The following is a 16515-nucleotide window of genomic DNA, read 5'->3' as shown; positions in this document are numbered from 1 at the left end:
TGACCGTTGTATTTTTCTTTCGGCCCGCACTGCCGGCCGGACAAGTCGCCCATGATCACACTGGCTGTTGACTGCATGGGGGGCGACCACGGCCCCCGCGTCACGCTCGCGGCGTGCCGCCAGTTCCTCAATCATCATCCCGATGCCCATCTGCTGCTGGTCGGTCTGAAGGACAGTCTGCAATCGTTTTCGCACGAGCGCGCCACCGTGGTGCTGGCCACCGAGGTGGTTGCCATGGACGACCCTGTTGAGATTGCCCTGCGCCGCAAGAAGGACTCGTCCATGCGCGTTGCCATTCAGCAGGTAAAGGATGGCACGGCTGCCGCTGCGGTTTCCGCCGGTAACACGGGTGCCTTGATGGCCATTGCCCGCTATATCCTCAAGACGCTCGATGGCATTGACCGCCCAGCCATTGCCACTCAGATGCCCAATGCCCAGGGTGGTGCCACCACGGTGCTCGATCTGGGGGCCAATGTGGACTGCTCTGCCGAGCACCTATTGCAGTTTGCCGTCATGGGTTCTGCGCTGGTGTCAGTGCTCAAGGGCGTCGAAGAGCCCACGGTGGGTTTGCTCAATATTGGTGAAGAAATCATCAAGGGCAGCGAAGTCATCAAAAAAGCCGGGGAACTGCTGCGATCTGCTGCCAATGCAGGTGACCTGAATTTTTATGGCAACGTGGAAGGCAATGACATTTTCAAGGGAACCGTGGACATCGTGGTGTGTGACGGTTTCGTGGGCAATGTGGCGTTGAAGGCCAGTGAAGGTGTGGCGACCATGGTGGTGGGCGGGCTCAAGCAAGAGTTTTCGCGCAATATCCTGACAAAAATTGCCGCCATCTTCGCCTATCCGGTGCTAAAAGCGCTCATGAAGCGCATAGATTACCGCCGCTACAACGGCGCGGCGTTGTTGGGCCTGCGCGGACTGGTGTTCAAGAGCCACGGTTCGGCCGACACCATGGCCTTCGAGCAGGCGTTGAACCGGGCGTATGATGCAGCCCGCAACAACCTGCTCGACCGTGTCCGGACCCGGATTGCGCATGCGGCGCCCCTGCTGGGGGCCGCCAATGCCCAGCCAACGCCGGGTGCTGCGGCGACAACACATTGATGAGACGCTATTCCCGCATTACCGGCACCGGCAGCTACCTGCCCCCCCGCCGGGTGACCAACGCCGATCTGGTGGCCGAGCTGGCCCAGAGCGGCATCCAGACCTCTGACGATTGGATCGTGGAGCGCACCGGCATTCGGGCGCGCCACTTCGCTGCGCCCGATGTGGCCTGTAGCGATCTGGGTCTGGAGGCGGCCAAGAAGGCGCTGGAGGCCGCCGGCTGCGAGCCGCAAGACATCGATCTGATCATCGTCGCCACCTCTACGCCCGACATGGTGTTCCCCTCGGTGGCCTGCATATTGCAAAACAAGCTGGGCGCCAATGGTTGTCCCGCTTTTGACGTGCAGGCGGTATGCAGTGGCTTTGTCTACGCCCTCACGGTGGCAGACGCCATGATCCAGACCGGCGCCGCCAAGCGTGCGCTGGTGGTGGGGGCCGAGGTTTTCAGTCGCATTCTGGATTTCAAGGACCGCACCACCTGCGTGCTGTTTGGCGATGGGGCCGGCGCGGTGGTGCTGGAGGCTTCTGACACGCCCGGTATCCTGGCCAGCGATCTGCACGCTGACGGCCAGTATGTGGGCATCCTGTGCGTGCCGGGCAGCGTCTCGGGCGGCGCCGTTCTGGGCGATCCCTTGCTCAAGATGGATGGTCAGGCCGTTTTCAAGCTGGCGGTGGGTGTGCTCGACAAAGCGGCGCGTGCCACGCTGGCAAAAGCCAATATGACCGATGCTGACATCGACTGGCTGATTCCGCACCAGGCCAACATCCGCATCATGCAGAGCACGGCCAAGAAGCTGAAGCTGTCCATGGACAAGGTGGTGGTCACAGTGGACCAGCACGGCAACACGTCGGCAGCCTCGATTCCGTTGGCGCTGGACCATGCCGTGCGCACCGGGCAGGTCAAGAAGGGTGAAACCCTGCTGCTGGAAGGGGTGGGCGGGGGCTTTACCTGGGGTGCGGTGCTCCTGAAATTATAGCTTTTAGCGCTTGCTGTATAAGGGCTAAAGGCATATTTCTTATAAATACTGTAGTTTTATGAAATCCTTTGCATTTGTCTTTCCCGGACAGGGCTCGCAATCTGTTGGCATGCTGGACGCCTGGGGTGATCACCCGGTCGTGGCACAGGTTCTTCAAGAGGCATCCGATGCGTTGGGTGAGGATCTCGCCCTGCTGATTCAGCAAGGCCCCAAGGAAGCGCTGGCCCTGACCACCAACACCCAGCCCGTGATGCTGGTGGCTGGCGTAGCCGCATGGCGCGTGTGGCAGGCCGAAGGCGGGGCCATGCCGCTGGCCGTGGCCGGGCATTCGCTGGGCGAGTATTCAGCGCTGGTGGCTGCCGGCGTGCTGACACTGGCACAGGCAGCGCCGCTGGTGCGCTTGCGCGCCGCAGCCATGCAAGAGGCCGTGCCGGTGGGTACGGGGGCCATGGCAGCCATTCTGGGCATGGAGGCGTCCCGGGTGATTGCTGGTTGCGCCGAGGCGGCTACATCCTTTGGTCCGGGATCGACCGAAGTGGTCGAGGCCGTGAATTTCAACGACCCGATCCAGACCGTGATCGCTGGCACCAAGGCGGGTGTGGACAAGGCCTGCGAGCTGCTCAAGGCAGCGGGTGCCAAGCGCGCGCTGCCGCTGCCCGTGTCGGCACCATTCCATTCCAGCCTGATGAAGCCTGCCGCCGAGAAGCTGCGCATGGCGCTGGCCGATGTGGTGCTGGCTGTGCCCCAGATTCCGGTGCTCAACAACGTGGATGTGGCCGTGCAGCAGGACGCCGACGCCATTCGTGACGCGCTGTACCGCCAGGCCTTTGGTGCTGTGCGCTGGGTTGAGTGTGTGCAGGCGCTGAAAGGCCGTGGCATCACCCATATCATTGAATGTGGCCCCGGCAAGGTGCTGGCGGGCCTGACCAAACGCATCGACCCTGAACTGGTCGGCGCAGCACTGTTTGATCCGGCCACGCTGGCCGAAACCCGGGAGTTGTTGGCATGACGCATTCTGTATCCCCAGCCCAGGTGGCGCTGGTCACCGGCGCATCGCGCGGCATCGGTGCCGCGATTGCCCTGGAGCTAGCAGTGCGTGGTTACCAGGTGGTCGGCACCGCCACCACGGACGAGGGCGCAGAGCGCATCAGCAAGGTCCTGTCAGCCTACCCGGGCTGCCGGGGCGCCAACCTGAATGTCAACGATGGCGCGGCCATCGAGGCGCTGATGGACTCCATCGTCAAGCAGCAAGGCGGATTGCATGTGCTGGTGAACAATGCCGGCATCACGCGCGACACGCTGGCCATGCGCATGAAAGACGAAGACTGGGATGCCGTGCTGGACACCAATCTCAAGGCTGTTTTCCGGGTGAGCCGTGCGGTGATTCGCCCCATGATGAAGCAGCGCTTTGGGCGCATCATCAGCATCACCAGCGTGGTGGGCGCATCGGGCAATGCCGGGCAGGCCAACTATGCAGCCGCCAAGGCTGGCGTGGCTGGCATGACGCGCGCGCTGGCCCGCGAACTGGGCAGCCGCAGCATCACGGTCAATTGCGTGGCGCCGGGATTCATTGAAACCGACATGACGGCAAATCTGCCCGAAGAGCAGCAAAAGGCGCTGCAGTCCCAGATCGCCCTGGGCCATCTGGGCAAGCCTGCCGACATTGCCCATGCGGTGGCCTACCTGGCATCGCGTGAGGCGGGCTATGTGACGGGGCAGGAATTGCACGTCAATGGCGGCATGTACATGTAATTGTTGAGAGTTAACGTCGGTTCATCCGTGCGACGGGTCGTGTTGAGGGGTTTCCTCAAGCGGCTAGAATCGCGGATTCATTCACAACCCCCAGAGGGAAACCATGAGCGATATCGAAGCACGCGTCAAAAAAATCATTGCCGAACAACTTGGCGTTGAAGAGTCCCAGGTCACCAACGAAAAAGCCTTTGTGGCCGACCTCGGCGCTGATTCGCTGGACACCGTCGAATTGGTGATGGCACTCGAAGACGAGTTTGGCATCGAAATTCCTGACGAAGACGCAGAGAAGATCACGACGGTGCAAAACGCCATCGACTACGCCAACACCCACCAGAAAGCCTGAGCGGGCGTCCCGCGCCTGTCTTGAGCGATCAGCAGAAGGTTTTTACGCATGAGCCGTCGTCGCGTTGTCGTGACCGGCCTGGGGTGTGTCAGTCCCGTGGGTAACACGGTGGCGGATTCCTGGGCCAATGTCCTGGCCGGTAAGTCCGGCATTGATCTCATCACCAAGTTCGACACGTCGAACTTTTCCTGCAGGATTGCAGGCGAGGTCAAGGGATTCGATCTGGAGTCCTACATCAGCGCCAAGGATGCGCGCGCGATGGACGCCTTCATCCATTTCGGCATCGCTGCGGCGGCCCAGGCTGTGCAGGATGCAGGCTTGCCCACGGGTGAGGCCCTGCACGACGAACTGGCAACGCGCATTGCCTGCGTGATCGGTTCTGGTATCGGCGGCTTGCCGCTGATCGAGAACACCCACGCCGAGTTGACCGCACGGGGTCCTCGGCGCATCACTCCTTTTTTCGTGCCCGCTTCCATCATCAACATGGTGGCTGGGCACGTTTCGATGCGGTTTGGCTTCAAGGGGCCCAACCTCTCGGTGGTGACTGCGTGCACCACCGGGCTGCACTGCATTGGGCAGGCAGGTCGCATGATTGAATACGGCGATGCCGATGTGGCTGTGGCGGGCGGCACCGAGTCCACCGTGTCGCCCCTGGGCGTGGGTGGCTTTGCCGCCATGCGTGCACTTTCCACACGCAATGACGACCCCAAAACCGCTTCCCGCCCCTGGGACAAAGACCGCGACGGTTTTGTGCTGGGCGAGGGTGCGGGCGTGATGGTGCTCGAAGAGTACGAACACGCCAAGGCGCGCGGTGCAAAGATCTATGCCGAACTGAGCGGTTTTGGCATGAGTGCCGATGCCGGCCACATGACGGCTCCGAGCATGGATGGCCCACGCCGCGCCATGCTGCACGCCATGCACAATGCCGGCATCAACGCCGATCAGGTGGATTACCTCAACGCCCATGGCACGTCCACTCCGCTGGGCGACCTCAACGAAACCAACGCCATCAAGGCGGCCTTGGGCGATCATGCCTACAAGACCGTGATCAGCTCCACCAAGTCCATGACAGGCCATCTGCTCGGTGGTGCCGGTGGAATTGAAAGCGTGTTCACCGTACTGGCGTTGCACCACCAAAAGGTACCGCCGACGATCAATATCTTCAACCAGGATCCCGAGTGCGATCTGGATTTTTGTGCCAATACGGCGCGGGACATGCCGATCGACATCGCCGTCAAGAACAACTTTGGCTTTGGCGGCACCAACGGCACGCTGGTCTTCAAGCGGATTTGATGCGGTTGCTGTCACCAGCCCTTGTTGGTGACAAGCCTGAAACGGTTTTTTGCCCTGCTTCGCTCCGCGCGCTGGGATCGTCCAGCTGTCCGCAATTACCTTGGCGACGCTGATCATGCGCCGCGGCTCCCATTATTTTTCTGCTCCACCTGTCCGATATCCCGTCGGACAGGGTTCGGTGCTGCTGTGGGGAATGCTTTTCCTGTGGGGTGCGGGCGGTGCCGGGTTGTGGTTCTGGCTTTTGCAAGGGGCTGCCGATTCGGCGGCGCGATTGTCCGTAGCCCTGGGCGTCTGGCTGTGTGCTGCGGGTGCGGTTGTGCATTTCTGGCGCCAGCGGCTGGATGGGGTGCTGCAGTGGGATGGTGTTCGCTGGCACCTGGAGGCCGGTCCGCCTGGCGACCCGGCGCATCCCCTGAAGGGAGCCCTGTGGGTAAGGTTGGATCTACAAAGTCACCTGTGGGTTTGTCTGGATGAACCAGGTGGGCGCCGCACCTGGTTATGGCTGGAGCGTCAGGGCGCTCCTGAACGATGGGGCGATCTGCGGCGTGCGGTATATTCGCGCCCCAAGCCCGAGGCCACCCCGGCCGACGAACCCGCTGCGGCCAGACGCCCGCCAGCGTGAATTCAAAGTGACAATGACCGTAACTTCCCCTGCAGCCCCCACAGACAGCGACCTCCAACTGGTGGAGCGCACGGTTGCGGGCGACCAGCGCGCTTACGAATTGCTGGTCATCAAATACCAGCGGCGCATCGAACGTCTGATTGGGCGCATGGTGCGGGACACGGACCTCGTACCGGATATTGCGCAGGAAACTTTTATCCGTGCTTACCGGGCGCTGCACCAGTTTCGTGGCGAGGCACAGTTTTATACCTGGCTGTACCGGATCGCCGTCAACACGGCGAAAAAGGCGCTCATGGACATGAAGCGCAATCCCGTCATTTCGGAAAACGCTCTGCGTGGCGGTGATGACGAAGATGAAACTTCCCGCCTTGGACATGAACTAATTTCCGAAGAAACACCCGAAACCATTCTTGCAGCACGTGAAATTGCCGAGGCCGTGAATGCGGCCATGGAGGCATTGCCGGAGGATTTACGCCAAGCGGTGACCTTGCGTGAGATAGAAGGATTGACTTACGAAGAAATTGCCGCGGCGATGGAATGCCCCATCGGAACGGTACGGTCGCGGATTTTTCGTGCCCGAGAGGCGATTTCTGCGCGCGTGCGCCCGCTGCTGGAAAACCAGTCGGGCAAGCGCTGGTGATGGACGTTTCTTCGGAGGCGGTACATGGATGCGGCCATTGGGGCCGGGATGATGTTTGGCAGGTGACGCAATGAACACAGACTTGATGAAACGCGAACAATTGTCGGCCTTGGCCGACGGGGAACTGCAGGGCGAGGAACTGGCGCAGGCCCTGCAATTCGCGACGCAGGACGAGGGTCAATCCACCTGGCAGATTTATCATCTGGTGGGTGATGTCTTGCGTGCTCCCGAACTGGCCCGACACCAGCCGGGCAATCAGTCCATGGTGATGCGGCTTCGCGAGCAACTGGCGCAAGAGCCCCTGTACGGGCGTCTGTCCGAAGCCATGCCGGAGGTGCAACAGGTTGCTATGCCCGAGACGGCGGTTGCCGCAAATTCATCGGTTTTCCTCTGGAAGATGGCTGCCGGATTTGCGTCATTGGCCGCCGTAGCCGCCATTGGCTGGAGTTCTTTGGCGGGGTTGCAGGGCGGGGCGACTTCTGGCGCCCAATTGGCTGCCGCGCCTGCGCCTTCCCAGCCGGCAGCTGCCGTGGCAAGCGTTTCGGTCAACGATGGCCAGCAGGTCATGATTCGCGACCCGCGCCTGGATGAGCTTTTAGCCGCCCACAAACAATTTGGAAGCACGTCCGCATTGCAGATGCCCGCAGGTTTTCTGCGCAATGCCACTTTTGAGGCCCCTGCCCGCTAATGCCAACGCAATTGCCTGGACAAGTTTGTCGTGCCGCCGGTTCTGTGGGGCAATGGCGCGCGCCAAAGCCACGCATGCTGGCAGCGGATCCCGGCAAATCAAGCGCGTAGAGGCGACACATGGCGCGCCTCGTGCCATCTTCCGGCGCAATGAGGTAATGCGCGTCGTCCTGCTGGGGCTAAAGCTGCTCGCCTGAAGACACGGGATGCATCCAGACTGGCCCGAGAACTGCTAGCAATCCTGGGCGATATACCAAAGCTTTATCGCCGCCGGACGCCTGACCGGCGCCTGGCCTGTTGCTCACAACGCGATTCCACTGCAATCCCTGCATCTGATGCGAGCCACTTGGGCAGGGCGCCCACGTGCATGCACCGTATGCTGGATCGCGCCAGCTGTTGCGTGGGGTACAACGGAGCGTGTGCTTCAGGGAACCAAGTGACTCCTGTTGCCTTCACAGGCATACAACATCTGTTCGTAACCATTGCCACAATTCAAGAAAGGTCGATGATGCTCAGGATCGATTGGAAAAAACTGCACTCGTATGCACTCGCAGGCGCGCTGATGGGAGCAGCGAGTCTGGTGGTCGTGCCCCATGGTGCAGCCCATGCGCAAACTGCCGCGTCGCGTGGCTTGCCGGACTTTACCGAACTGGTGGAGCAGGTGGGGCCATCGGTGGTGAACATTCGCACCTCCGAGAAGGTGTCGGCCCGTACCAACACCAACGGCATGGATGAAGACATGCTTGAGTTTCTTCGGCGTTTTGGTGTGCCCATGCCCAACATGCCCCGGCAACAAAGGCCTCAGCGGCCCCAGCCCGACGAGGAGCAGCCTCGGGGCGTGGGATCGGGATTCATCCTGACGGCCGACGGTTACGTGATGACCAATGCGCACGTCGTGGACGGCGCTGACGAGGTCATCGTCACCCTGACGGACAAGCGGGAGTTCAAGGCCAAGATCGTGGGGACCGACAAGCGCACCGACGTGGCTGTGGTCAAAATTGAAGCGACAGGACTCCCCGCTGTGAAGGTGGGAGACGTCAGCCGCCTGAAGGTGGGTGAATGGGTGATGGCCATCGGTTCGCCGTTTGGCCTGGAGAGCACGGTCACCGCCGGTATCGTGAGCGCCAAGCAACGCGATACGGGGGACTATCTGCCATTCATCCAGACCGACGTGGCCATCAATCCCGGCAACTCTGGCGGGCCATTGATCAATATGCGCGGCGAGGTGGTGGGGATCAACAGCCAGATCTATTCGCGGTCTGGCGGCTTCATGGGCATCTCGTTTGCGATTCCCATGGACGAGGCCATTCGGGTCAGTGAGCAACTGCGTGCGTCTGGCCGCGTGACCCGCGGGCGCATCGGTGTCCAGATTGGTCAGGTCACCAAAGATGTCGCCGAATCCATTGGCCTTGGCAAGGCATCGGGCGCACTGGTCACGGGCGTGGAGTCCGGGTCGCCCGCTGAAAAGGCAGGCATCGAGGCGGGCGACATCATCACCCGTTTTGATGGCAAGGCGATCGACAAGCTGGCAGATCTTCCGCGCCTCGTGGGCAACACCAAGCCCGGAACGAAAAGCACGGTCACGGTGTTCCGCCGCGGCACCGCCAAGGACCTGAGCCTCACCATCGCGGAAATCGAGGGCGACAAGCCGGTGCGCAAGGCTGCGGAGCGGGAAGAAAAACCAAAAGCCTCGGCTGCTGCACAGTTGATCGGGTTATCGGTGAGCGCGCTGACCGATGCGCAAAAGAAAGAGCTGAACATCCGGGGTGGGGTGGTGGTGAATTCGGCCACCGATGCCGCTGCACGTGCCGGCCTGCGCGAGGGTGACGTCATCCTTTCCATCGCCAACACCGAAATTGGCGGGGTCAAGGATTTGGAGGCGGCGCTGGCCAAGGTGGACAAGAACAAGCCCATCAATGTGTTGTACCGTCGGGGTGAATGGGCCCAATATGCCTTGATTCGCCCTTCCAAATAAGCTGGCACTGAGGGGGCGCCCTGAGGGCGCGCAGGGAAATCCCGGGTGTATATCCGGGATTTCTTTCGTCTGGATCGCCGCCGAGAGCAACTGCGGCCAAATTAATTTCGGAAGATGAGGGTTGGTTTTCGCTCACCCGGAAAACTGCGCATCGATCAGATTGGATAGAATGCGGCCCTGCGTTCAACACATATCGACATATGAGTCGGCGCTGGGATCATATTGTGAAATGGGCATGGCCCCTGCACCACAGATCCGCAGCTAGCCCACAAGTTGTCCCATGTTGCTCGGATGCTGCTTGTGAATAAGTTGTGTATAAAATGCTTGTTGCACTGCAGCAACGCGCTTCACATGTGGGGTTGATGGCTCATGGGTTCAGGCTTTTTGCCTACAATGAGGCTCCAACCTTCGCAGTTGCCAATGATTGTTGGTTCAGGGCGCGTCGCCATTCGACGCGCCCTTTTTTCTTGTCCGCGCCGTTTCAATTCAATTACTTGACGCTTCCCGTTGATGAAACACATCAGAAATTTTTCCATCATTGCGCACATCGACCATGGCAAATCGACGTTGGCCGATCGCTTGATCCAGCGGTGTGGCGGACTTGCGGACCGCGACATGGAGGCGCAGGTGCTTGACTCGATGGACATCGAGAAAGAGCGTGGGATAACCATCAAGGCACAGACTGCTGCCCTGCAATACAAGGCCCAGGACGGGCAGGTCTATAACCTCAATCTGATCGACACACCGGGCCACGTGGACTTCTCTTATGAAGTGAGCCGCTCGTTGTCGGCCTGCGAGGGTGCGCTGCTGGTGGTGGACGCATCGCAAGGTGTTGAGGCGCAGACGGTGGCCAATTGCTACACCGCGCTGGACCTCGGTGTGGAAGTGGTTCCCGTGCTCAACAAGATGGATCTTCCGAACGCTGATCCCGACAATGCCAAGGCGGAAATCGAAGATGTGATCGGTATCGACGCGACCGACGCCATTCCCTGTTCGGCCAAGACCGGCATGGGCATTGACGAAATTCTCGAAGCCATTGTCGCGAAGGTGCCAGCGCCCAGGGGCAACGCCACGGGCCCCCTGCGCGCGATGATCATCGACAGCTGGTTCGACAGCTATGTGGGCGTGGTGATGCTGGTGCGCGTGGTCGATGGCCGCCTGCTCAAGGGCGAGCGCATCAAGATGATGGCCTCGGGCGCTGTTTACAACGCCGACAACCTGGGTGTGTTCACACCGGCCAACGAGCCACGCAATTCGCTCGATGCCGGTCAGGTGGGCTACATCATTGCGGGCATCAAGGAGCTGCAGGCGGCCAAGGTGGGCGACACCATCACGCTCGAAAAGAAGCTGCCCAACAACGCGGGCCCCGCCACCGAAGCGCTGCCCGGTTTCAAGGAAATCCAGCCCCAGGTGTTTGCCGGGCTTTACCCCACCGAGGCCAGCGAATACGACTCGCTGCGCGACGCCCTCGAAAAGCTCAAGCTCAATGACGCATCGTTGCATTACGAGCCCGAAGTCAGCCAGGCGCTGGGCTTTGGTTTCCGTTGCGGCTTCCTCGGTTTGCTGCACATGGAAATCGTGCAGGAGCGACTGGAGCGCGAGTTCGACCAGGACCTCATCACCACCGCGCCCAGCGTGGTGTACCAGGTGGTCCGGGCCGATGGCGAAGTGATCATGGTCGAGAACCCGTCCAAGATGCCCGACCAGGGGCGGCTGGAGGAAATCCGCGAGCCCATCGTCACGGTGCACCTCTACATGCCCCAGGACTACGTGGGCCCGGTGATGACGCTGGCCAACCAGAAGCGCGGTGTGCAGATGAACATGGCGTACCACGGGCGCCAGGTCATGCTCACCTATGAAATGCCGCTGGGCGAGATCGTGCTCGACTTCTTCGACAAGCTCAAGTCGGTGTCGCGCGGCTATGCCTCCATGGACTATGAGTTCAAGGAGTACCGTGCTTCCGATGTGGTGAAGGTCGACATTCTTCTCAATGGCGAAAAGGTGGACGCGCTGTCCATCATCGTGCACCGCTCGCAGTCGCAGTACCGCGGTCGTGCCGTGGTGGCCAAAATGCGCGAAATCATCAGCCGCCAGATGTATGACGTGGCCATTCAGGCCGCCATTGGCGCCAACATCATTGCGCGCGAAACCATCAAGGCGCTGCGCAAGAACGTGCTGGCAAAATGCTACGGCGGTGACGTCAGCCGCAAGCGCAAGCTGCTCGAAAAGCAGAAGGCGGGCAAAAAGCGCATGAAACAGATTGGCTCGGTCGAGGTGCCCCAAGAGGCATTCCTCGCCATTTTGCAGGTGGAAGATTGATGCAGTTCATGCAAATCCTGACTTCGCTGGTGCTGGCTGCCTTTGCGGGCTACGTCGGCGCCTGGTACATGGGTGCCATCGAGGGCAACTTCGCTTTGCTGCTGTTCCTGGCCACCGTGGTCACAGGGGCCTACTGGCTGGCCGAGCGCCTGGTTTTTCTGCCGCGCAGGCGCCGGGCGGCGCAGGCCATCGAGGATGCGGCCGTGCAACGCCGCGCCGAACTCGACCGCATGGGCATCCAGAAGGTGGATGTAGATGTGCACGAGGCCAAGGGCCGCATCCTGATGCAGCCCTGGTGGCTGGATTGGACCGCGGGGTTGTTCCCCGTGATCGCTGCGGTGTTTTTCCTGCGCTCGTTTTTGTTTGAACCTTTCAAGATTCCTTCGGGTTCCATGATCCCCACCTTGCTGGTGGGCGACCTCATTTTGGTCAACAAGTTCACCTACGGTGTGCGGCTGCCGGTCATCAATACCAAAATCATTGAGGGCAACCAACCCGCTCGGGGTGATGTGATGGTCTTTCGCTATCCGCCGCAGCCCAGCCTGGACTACATCAAGCGGGTGGTGGGCGTGCCCGGCGATGAGGTGGCCTACCTGAACAAGCGCCTCACCGTGAATGGCAAGCCCGTCGAAACCAAGGCGATGCCCGATTTCTTTGACGAAGACGCAATGCGTTATTTCAAGCAGTACGAGGAGCAGCTGGGTGGGCAGCCGCACCGGCTGCTGAACAACTCCGATGTGCCTGCTTTTGTGCAAGGTGCCAGCAACTTCGCTTACCGCGACAACTGCCGCTACAGCGTTGAAGGCGTCGTCTGCAAGGTGCCACAGGGGCACTATTTCATGATGGGCGACAACCGCGATAATTCGCTGGATTCACGCTACTGGGGGTTTGTGCCAGAGGCCAACATCGTGGGCAAGGCGTTCTTTGTCTGGATGAACTTCGGCAACCTCAAGCGGATTGGATCGTTTCATTGAATACAGCAGACACACAACAACGAGAGGGTAAAAACATGAGCATGCATCGCACAGCCAGTCGGTCGCGCCAGCGCGGCCTGTCGTTCTTCGGGCTGATTTTTGTCGGTTTGTTTGCGGTGGCAGCCTTTGCCATTGGTGGGCAGTCCGTTCCGATTTTTCTGGAATATGTCGCGGCCAAAAAGGCCATCGAGAAGGCCAAGATAGAGAGCACCGTGCCCGCCATCCGGGCCGCTTTTGACCGCGCGGCAGCCATTGACGATATCAATTCGGTCAAGGGCTCGGACCTCGAAATCACCAAGCGTGGCGACAAGGTGGTGGTGTCCTTCAAGTATGCGCGCGAGATTCCCCTGGCAGGCCCCGCCTACCTGGTGTATCGCTTTGATGCACAGACCAACTAGGTGCAGCCGGCTCTACTAGCGCTGCAGAACCGCCTGCAGCACGCCTTCTCCAACGCCTCGCTGCTCCAGCGCGCCGTCACGCACCGCAGCTTTTCAGCGGACCACAATGAACGCCTGGAGTTTCTTGGCGATTCGGTGCTCAATCTGGCCGTGGCCAGTCTGCTGTACCAGAGGTTGAGCGATCTGCCCGAGGGCGATCTCTCCCGCGTGCGCGCCAACCTCGTCAAGCAAGACACCCTCCACCAGCTGGCGCTGCGCCTGCAGGTGTCGGATGTGCTGCGCCTGGGCGAGGGCGAGTCCAAGTCCGGTGGCCAGCAGCGGCCTTCCATCCTGGCCGATGCGCTCGAAGCCCTGATTGGCGCCGTGTATCTTGATGCTGGTTATGCCAGTGCCGAGGCGCTGGTGCATCGCCTTTTTCAGGGTGTGGAAATCAACCCCCAGATGCAGGCCGCCGCCAAAGACCCCAAGACCGCGTTGCAGGAGTGGCTGCAGGGCCGCAAAATGAAGCTGCCGCAATACAGCGTGGTGGCCACGGTAGGGGCGGCGCACCGCCAGACCTTTGATGTGGAGTGCGAAATCACCGAATTGGGTCTGGTCGAACGGGGCATCGGCGGTTCGCGCCGTGCCGGCGAACAGGCCGCCGCCGCCGCCATGCTGGCCACACTGAAAGCGAAAAACATATGAACGATGCTACTAAAGATGTAGCTGATGGCGCAAGCCCAGCAAGCGCTCCGGTGCAAAATGACCTGGACGCCATGTTGGCGGCTGCGGGCGCACCGGCAGCCGTGCCGGGCCAGCGCTGCGGCGTGATCGCCATCGTGGGCAAACCCAACGTGGGCAAATCCACGCTGCTCAACGCCCTGGTGGGCCAGAAGATCAGCATCACCTCGCGCAAGGCGCAGACCACGCGGCACCGCATCACGGGCATCCGCACGCGGGAGCAGACGCAGTTTGTCTTTGTCGATACGCCGGGTTTTCAGACCCGCCACGCCACGGCGCTCAACAAATCGCTCAACAAGACCGTGATGGGCGCGATTGGCGATGTGGACCTGATCCTGTTTGTCGTCGAGGCCGGCAACTTCACGCTGGCCGATGCCAAGGTGCTCTCGCTGTTCAAGCCCGGCATTCCCACGCTGCTGGTGGCCAACAAGCTCGACATGGTGCACCGCCGCGCCGAACTGGCGCCCTGGCTCAAGAGCATGCAGGAGCGCCACCCGTTTGCTGAATTCGTGCCGATGTCGGCCAAGAACAAGGGCGACATCGAGCGGCTGTTTGGCATCTGCGCCAAATACTTGCCCGAGCAAGCCTGGTGGTACGCCGAAGACGAGCTGACCGACCGCAGCGAGAAGTTTCTCGCTTCCGAGACCGTGCGCGAAAAGCTGTTTCGCTTTACGGGCGATGAGTTGCCTTACACCTCCACGGTGGTCATCGACAAGTTCGATGAAGAAGCCAGCAAGGCGCACAAACGCATGGTCAAGATCGCTGCCACCATCGTGGTCGAGCGCGACAACCACAAGATGATGGTCATCGGCGACAAGGGCGAGCGTTTGAAGCGCATCGGCACCGAAGCCCGCCAGGAACTGGAAAAACTCATGGACGCCAAGGTGTTCCTGGAGCTGTGGGTCAAGGTGCGCTCTGGCTGGGCAGACGATGAAGCGCGCGTGCGCTCGTTCGGCTATGAATAGCGACCATCCCCCTGAGCGGCTGCGCCGCTTCCCCCTTCTCTCGCATCGCTGCGCGCTGCGGGAAGGGGAACGACGCCAGTGGTCGGGCAAAGCCCGTTCCACGGCGTCCGCTGGCATGGCCTGCTCCGCCGCCTTTTGAGGGATGGCGTAGCGTTTATTTCATGCCAGTGCGCCGCATTGCCGATGAACCTGCTTTCGTGCTGCACAGCTACGACTGGAGCGAGTCCAGCCTGATTCTGGAAGTGTTTTGCCGACGCCAGGGGCGCGTGGCCCTGGTGGCCAAGGGCGCCAAGAAGCCCAGCTCCAACTTCCGTCCTGTGCTGCTGCCGCTGCAGCCCCTGCTGGTGACCTACACCCTGGCTGGCGACGGCACGGCCGACATCCACACGCTCAAGGGCGCCGAGTGGGTGGGCGGGCATGTGATGCCCACGGGCGACGCACTGCTGTCGGGCATGTACCTCAACGAGCTGTTGCTGCGCCTGCTGGCGCGCGCCGATCCGCACCCTGCGCTGTTCGATGCCTATGCGGGGGTCGTGCGGGTGCTGGCCAGCGAGCATGGCGATGCCCTGGAGCCCGTGCTGCGCAGTTTCGAGCTGCTGCTGCTGCGCGAGATCGGCCTGCTGCCCAGCCTGGATGCGCAGACCATGACGTTTGCGCCGCTGCTGCCCGACACGCGCTACACCCTGGTGCCCGAAGGGGGCTTGCGTGCGGCGTCTTCCACCGACCGTGCCGGCCTGCCCGGCAGCCAGTGGCAAGCGCTGCAGCGCGCGCTGGACGATGCGGCCAGCTACACCGCCACCTTGCGTGCCTGCGCCCCGGTGGCCGCCGAACTCAAACCCCAGCTGCGGGCCTTGCTGCAATACCATTGCGGCAGCCCCACGCTGCGCACCCGCCAGCTCATGATCGACCTGCAGTCCTTATGAAAAAGTCTGAACATATCCCGCAACGCACCGCCTTGTCGGTCAACGTCAACAAGGTCGCCCTGGTGCGCAACACGCGCCACCTGGGCATTCCCAGCGTCACGCGCGCGGCCCAGCTGTGCCTGCAGGCGGGTGCCCAGGGCATCACGGTGCACCCCCGGCCCGACGAGCGGCATATTCGCCGCCAGGACGTGTTCGAACTGGCGGCGCTGATGCGCGCCTGGACCGACCGCGAATACAACATCGAAGGCAACCCGTCGCAGAACCTGATGGACTTCATCCGTGAGCTTGCGGGCCAGGGCATGCGGCCGCAGCAGGTTACCTTTGTGCCCGACAGCGAAGACCAGTTCACCAGCGACCACGGCTGGAGCTTCCCGCAGGATGCCGAGCGCTTGGCGCCGCTGATTGCCGAGTGCCGCAGCCTGGGCGTGCGTGTGAGCCTGTTCATGGACCCGGTGCCTGAGCAGATGGCCGCTGCCCGGGCCGTGGGTGCGGACCGGGTGGAGCTGTACACCGAGCCCTACGCCGCAGCCTGGGGCACGCCGCAGCAAGCCGAGGAGCTGAAGCGCTACGCCGCCGCCGCCCAGGCGGCGCTGGATGCCGGCCTGGGCGTGAATGCCGGGCATGACCTCAACCGCGACAACCTCGCCGCCTTTGTGCGCGAGGTGCCCGGCGTGCTCGAAGTCTCCATCGGTCACGCCTTGATTGCCGATGCACTGGAGCTGGGCTATGCCGCCACCGTGCAGGCCTACCAAGCGTGCATCGATGCAGGCTTTGCAGCAGAGAAAAACTCCTGATTTGATAGCTGCTAGCGCTTATTTATCAA

Annotated in this window: 17 protein-coding genes; all 17 read left to right on the top strand. The window is 61.5% G+C overall.

Going from position 1 to position 16515, the window contains the following annotated elements:
• The first annotated feature begins 51 nt into the window (after positions 1-51).
• The gene (gene plsX / locus B7Y64_RS05400; protein ID WP_291323986.1) at positions 52-1104 is read left to right on the top strand and encodes a phosphate acyltransferase PlsX; all 1053 of its coding nucleotides are present in this window, start codon (positions 52-54) and stop codon (positions 1102-1104) included.
• Positions 1104-2081, top strand: a complete 978-nt coding sequence (locus B7Y64_RS05395; RefSeq protein WP_291323987.1) for a beta-ketoacyl-ACP synthase III — start codon at positions 1104-1106, stop codon at positions 2079-2081. Before plsX ends, B7Y64_RS05395 begins: the two co-directional genes overlap by 1 nt.
• A 58-nt stretch (positions 2082-2139) precedes the next feature.
• Positions 2140-3090 (top strand): ACP S-malonyltransferase, encoded by a 951-nt coding sequence (gene fabD, locus B7Y64_RS05390; RefSeq protein WP_291323988.1) that lies wholly within the window; start codon positions 2140-2142, stop codon positions 3088-3090.
• A complete protein-coding gene (gene fabG / locus B7Y64_RS05385; RefSeq protein WP_291323989.1) occupies positions 3087-3833 on the top strand; it encodes a 3-oxoacyl-ACP reductase FabG in 747 nt (248 codons plus the stop codon). Before fabD ends, fabG begins: the two co-directional genes overlap by 4 nt.
• A gap of 103 nt (positions 3834-3936) precedes the next feature.
• Positions 3937-4176 carry an acyl carrier protein gene (acpP, locus tag B7Y64_RS05380; protein ID WP_003058049.1) on the top strand — a complete coding sequence of 80 codons (240 nt, stop codon included), beginning with the start codon at positions 3937-3939 and terminating at the stop codon, positions 4174-4176.
• A gap of 48 nt (positions 4177-4224) precedes the next feature.
• On the top strand, positions 4225-5469 hold the full coding sequence (gene fabF / locus B7Y64_RS05375) for a beta-ketoacyl-ACP synthase II (protein ID WP_024814396.1): 1245 nt from the start codon (positions 4225-4227) through the stop codon (positions 5467-5469).
• A gap of 193 nt (positions 5470-5662) precedes the next feature.
• The gene (locus B7Y64_RS05370; RefSeq protein WP_291328480.1) at positions 5663-6091 is read left to right on the top strand and encodes a hypothetical protein; all 429 of its coding nucleotides are present in this window, start codon (positions 5663-5665) and stop codon (positions 6089-6091) included.
• Between the two features lie 13 nt (positions 6092-6104).
• On the top strand, positions 6105-6731 hold the full coding sequence (gene rpoE / locus B7Y64_RS05365) for an RNA polymerase sigma factor RpoE (RefSeq protein ID WP_024814397.1): 627 nt from the start codon (positions 6105-6107) through the stop codon (positions 6729-6731).
• A gap of 70 nt (positions 6732-6801) precedes the next feature.
• Positions 6802-7419, top strand: a complete 618-nt coding sequence (locus B7Y64_RS05360) for an RseA family anti-sigma factor (protein ID WP_291323990.1) — start codon at positions 6802-6804, stop codon at positions 7417-7419.
• A gap of 507 nt (positions 7420-7926) precedes the next feature.
• Positions 7927-9393 (top strand): DegQ family serine endoprotease, encoded by a 1467-nt coding sequence (locus tag B7Y64_RS05355; RefSeq protein WP_114656818.1) that lies wholly within the window; start codon positions 7927-7929, stop codon positions 9391-9393.
• 510 nt (positions 9394-9903) lie between these two features.
• On the top strand, positions 9904-11712 hold the full coding sequence (lepA, locus tag B7Y64_RS05350; protein WP_111865523.1) for a translation elongation factor 4: 1809 nt from the start codon (positions 9904-9906) through the stop codon (positions 11710-11712).
• Positions 11712-12686 carry a signal peptidase I gene (gene lepB / locus B7Y64_RS05345; protein ID WP_291323991.1) on the top strand — a complete coding sequence of 325 codons (975 nt, stop codon included), beginning with the start codon at positions 11712-11714 and terminating at the stop codon, positions 12684-12686. Before lepA ends, lepB begins: the two co-directional genes overlap by 1 nt.
• 35 nt (positions 12687-12721) lie before the next feature.
• The gene (locus B7Y64_RS05340; protein WP_114656816.1) at positions 12722-13084 is read left to right on the top strand and encodes a DUF4845 domain-containing protein; all 363 of its coding nucleotides are present in this window, start codon (positions 12722-12724) and stop codon (positions 13082-13084) included.
• On the top strand, positions 13085-13768 hold the full coding sequence (gene rnc / locus B7Y64_RS05335; RefSeq protein ID WP_291323992.1) for a ribonuclease III: 684 nt from the start codon (positions 13085-13087) through the stop codon (positions 13766-13768).
• Positions 13765-14769 (top strand): GTPase Era, encoded by a 1005-nt coding sequence (gene era, locus B7Y64_RS05330; RefSeq protein WP_291328478.1) that lies wholly within the window; start codon positions 13765-13767, stop codon positions 14767-14769. The genes rnc and era overlap by 4 nt, the downstream gene beginning before the upstream one ends.
• A 161-nt stretch (positions 14770-14930) precedes the next feature.
• Entirely contained in the window at positions 14931-15692 is a 762-nt protein-coding gene (recO, locus tag B7Y64_RS05325) for a DNA repair protein RecO (RefSeq protein ID WP_024814405.1), read from the top strand.
• Positions 15689-16486, top strand: a complete 798-nt coding sequence (locus tag B7Y64_RS05320) for a pyridoxine 5'-phosphate synthase (protein WP_291323993.1) — start codon at positions 15689-15691, stop codon at positions 16484-16486. The genes recO and B7Y64_RS05320 overlap by 4 nt, the downstream gene beginning before the upstream one ends.
• Positions 16487-16515: the final 29 nt, after the last annotated feature.

It is taken from the genome of Acidovorax sp. 35-64-16 (assembly GCF_002281195.1).
Taxonomy (GTDB): domain Bacteria; phylum Pseudomonadota; class Gammaproteobacteria; order Burkholderiales; family Burkholderiaceae_C; genus Acidovorax; species Acidovorax defluvii.
Note: the sequence above shows the minus strand (reverse complement) of the source record. Positions and strands in the feature narration are given on the sequence as shown.